Raw genomic sequence first — 3,239 nt, 5'->3', positions numbered from 1 at the left:
ACAGGACGCGCAATAGGACTGAGGTCCGAATTGGGTCGAATAAACGACATCGTCAGTTTATGCGCTGGATGCGCGTATAACCTTAACAAGGCAGGGCGACGGAGCGGCGACTTGGAATGACTGGGCTGTATGGATATCCGTCAGTCCACTTTCGAAGAGCTGGGTAGGAAACCCTTATGCTCAATTCTGCGACGACGATTGGACGCTTTGCGCTGGGTGGGCGGCACTCAGGCCACCCATGTGCGATTTCCAAAGCCAATATTCTACGACGATGCTCGATGCGGTGGAGCGGGCGGTAACAGGAATCAATCGCTTCCTAAAGCACTTGGGTCGTGACACTCACGTCCCATGAGCAGCTTGCACAAACTGATGGGGGCGGTCACCCGCCGACGTCGTTCGCCGGTCATCAACTACAGCGTCACGCTGCTGCTGGTTGGCGTCATGACGTTCGTTCGGTTCCTGGCTCCGGCCTACGTCGCACCTTTCCTGTTGTACATCCCGGTCCTCCTGGTCGTGAGCCTTGCTTTTGGCTGGGGTGCGGGGACGCTGGCACTGGCGTTGTCGAGCCTGATTGCCGCGTGGTTCTACACGCGAGATGGGATGCTCGACGGGGTCGACGTTGCCCTGTTGTCTCAGTACGTGCTGGTCGGCGCGACCATGGTGTGGATCTGTCACGCCTTACGTCGATCCGTGGTGCAGAATGAAGCCATGCTGGACCGGCTCAACACTGCGAACCACATCCTCGTCGATAGAGAGGCAGCCTTGACCAGCGCCAATGCCGCCGCGGAAGCCGCCAAGGAGGTAGCTGAGCGGGCCAACACGGCAAAGAGCGATTTCCTAGCCAACATGAGCCATGAACTCCGCACCCCACTTTCTGCCATCATTGGCTACAGTGAGATGATGGGAGAGGAAATCTCTGATGGCTGCGAAGCGTCTGACCTCGTGGATGACATAAGCAAAGTTGAGCGCAATGCTCGTCACCTGCTGGGGCTCATCAACGACGTGCTCGACCTATCCAAGGTCGAAAGTGGCAAGATGGATGTTTACGCCGAGGATTTCGCGGTGGATGATATGCTGCGCGACGTCGCAAGTTCAGTCGCGTCGCTGATTAGCAAAAAGGGTAATACTTTGAAAATGCAGCTCCCGCCTGAGTTGGGCCGGATGCATTCCGACCTGACTAAAACGCGGCAGGTGCTCTTCAACTTTCTGAGCAACGCAGCCAAGTTCACGGAAAATGGAGCGATCACGCTTTCCGCTTCGCGTATCACAGACAGCTCGGGTACCGATCGGCTTTCGTTCGCCGTTTCCGACTCCGGCATCGGCATGACGGCCGAGCAGGTCTCGCGCCTGTTCCAGCGTTTCGAGCAGGCTGATGCCTCCACGACGCGTAACTTCGGCGGGACTGGGCTCGGTCTTTCGCTCACGCGTGCCTTCGCCGGCATGCTCGCGGGGACCGTCACGGTGTCCAGCATCCCTGGCCAGGGCAGCACCTTCACCTTCACCGTCCCAGCGACCTTCGTTCCCCCGATCGACGAGCAAGCCTCTCCTGATCCGGACGTTATCGCCGACGATGAGGTGGGAGGCGACGTCATCCTCGTGATCGACGACGATACGGACCAACTCGCGCTTACCACGAGGTTCCTCCATCGCGAGGGTTTTCGGGTCCAGACGGCTACGAACGGTAGGAGCGGGCTCGATCTCGCTAGGAGGCTACGGCCACGGGCCATCCTGTTGGACGTGATGATGCCGGGCGTGGACGGCTGGTCGGTGCTGAGCCAGATCAAGGCAGACGAGATGTTGGCGCCAATCCCAGTCGTAATGGTAACCTCCGTCGATCAACGAAATCTCGCGGCCTCGCTTGGTGCTTCGGATTACATACTGAAGCCGGTCGACTGGACGCAGTTCGGCAAGATCGTGAACCAGTTCAGGCTGGCGGAGCCGGACGGGCGTGGCACCGTGCTTCTGGTTGAGGACGAGGCCATGATCCGCATGGCGATGCGCTCCACCCTGGAGGATGACGGCTGGTCGGTCTTGGAAGCCTCGAACGGTGAGGAAGGCTTGCAGCAAGCTGCTGATACCAAGCCGAACGTCGTAATTATGGACCTAAACATGCCCATCCTAGATGGCTTTGGCTTCATGCAAGGCATTCGCGCTCTGCCCGGCTGCTCGGACATCCCGGTAATTGTTCTAACGGGCCGAGAATTATCGGCAGAAGACCGGAACAAACTCCGCGGCGCGAGCCAAATCCTTAATCGCGGCGACTTCGCGTCAGCCACTCTAGCCGAAAGGCTGATAGGTTTCAGGACCTGAGAAGGGCAGGGACGGCTCCGCACCCTCGGGGTCCGCTTCGGATCTGCAAGCCTGAACCATCAGGTCGAGTTGCAAGCGGAAGGCGTGGTTTGTCAGGAAAATGTCGAATAACCGACATTGCTGCTCGCTCTACCTATCGTTGAGGTCCGATAGGGCAAGCGCGGTGGAACGGCTGCGCTGGAACTCAAGCTTACATATCGCAAAACGCGGCTTTCAAGAACCAAGTGCGTCGCGAGCGCGCGAGATGTTGCTCCCAACTCCAAGTGGTCGAGCAGAATTCTAGATGGTTTGAGAGCGTGCTGCTGCTAACGCGCTGTTAACCAGATCGGTTGTGCACTGGGAGGTGTCCGGAGGGACTAGCCATGCGTCACATCCATGTCGTACCCGGTCTGCGCCTGCAGTTTGCTGGCCGTGACGAGACCTTCAACGAAGGTGTGGAAATTGGTCTCCTCGCAGCTCAACTCGCATCCGGCATAGCTGAGTTCACGATGACCCTGGCCGCCAGCACACTGGACCAGGCGCGTATACTGGCGACAAATATGGGCTACCGCCTCCACGTCACGACGATCGATGAAGGCGCGGTTGAAGTCATGTTCCTCACCGGAAGCCGCCGACCTAAACTGCAACTCGTGTGTAATAAATTTCTCGCCTAATCATAGGTGTAGTTCCTCCGCCTGAGATCTGCTCGGTTAGCTCATCGGAAGCGGTCGGCCAGATTAGGAACGCTAAAACGCGGTATTCTGAGCTTTTCCTCGCATTCGAGCGTTGGCGCTTCGAATGGAGATACGCCGATGTCCGATGCGGCTCATCACATACAGATGCGGCAAATCGTGGCCGGTCTGTCCGAGGGCGTGATCCTGATCGAGCCGGATCAGACCATCACCTACGCGAACGATGCCGCCGTAATGATGCATGGGGTTGTGGATGCC

General features: G+C 58.2%; 3 protein-coding genes. All 3 read left to right on the top strand.

Annotated elements, in window-relative coordinates; all coding sequences use genetic code 11:
• The first annotated feature begins 348 nt into the window (after positions 1-348).
• The gene (locus OXS49_RS32935; protein WP_267428705.1) at positions 349-2,310 is read left to right on the top strand and encodes a response regulator; all 1,962 of its coding nucleotides are present in this window, start codon (positions 349-351) and stop codon (positions 2,308-2,310) included.
• Positions 2,311-2,672: 362 nt separating this feature from the next.
• Complete coding sequence (locus OXS49_RS32930; protein WP_267428704.1) at positions 2,673-2,963, top strand: hypothetical protein; 291 nt, start codon at positions 2,673-2,675, stop codon at positions 2,961-2,963.
• Positions 2,964-3,101: 138 nt separating this feature from the next.
• The coding region (locus tag OXS49_RS32925) for a PAS domain-containing protein (protein ID WP_267428706.1) at positions 3,102-3,239 on the top strand (138 nt) is incomplete at its 3' end.

The sequence above is a fragment of the Methylobacterium sp. GC_Met_2 genome (genome assembly GCF_026540795.1).
Classification (GTDB): Bacteria; Pseudomonadota; Alphaproteobacteria; order Rhizobiales; family Beijerinckiaceae; genus Methylobacterium.
This window is presented reverse-complemented; position numbering and strand designations above follow the sequence as displayed.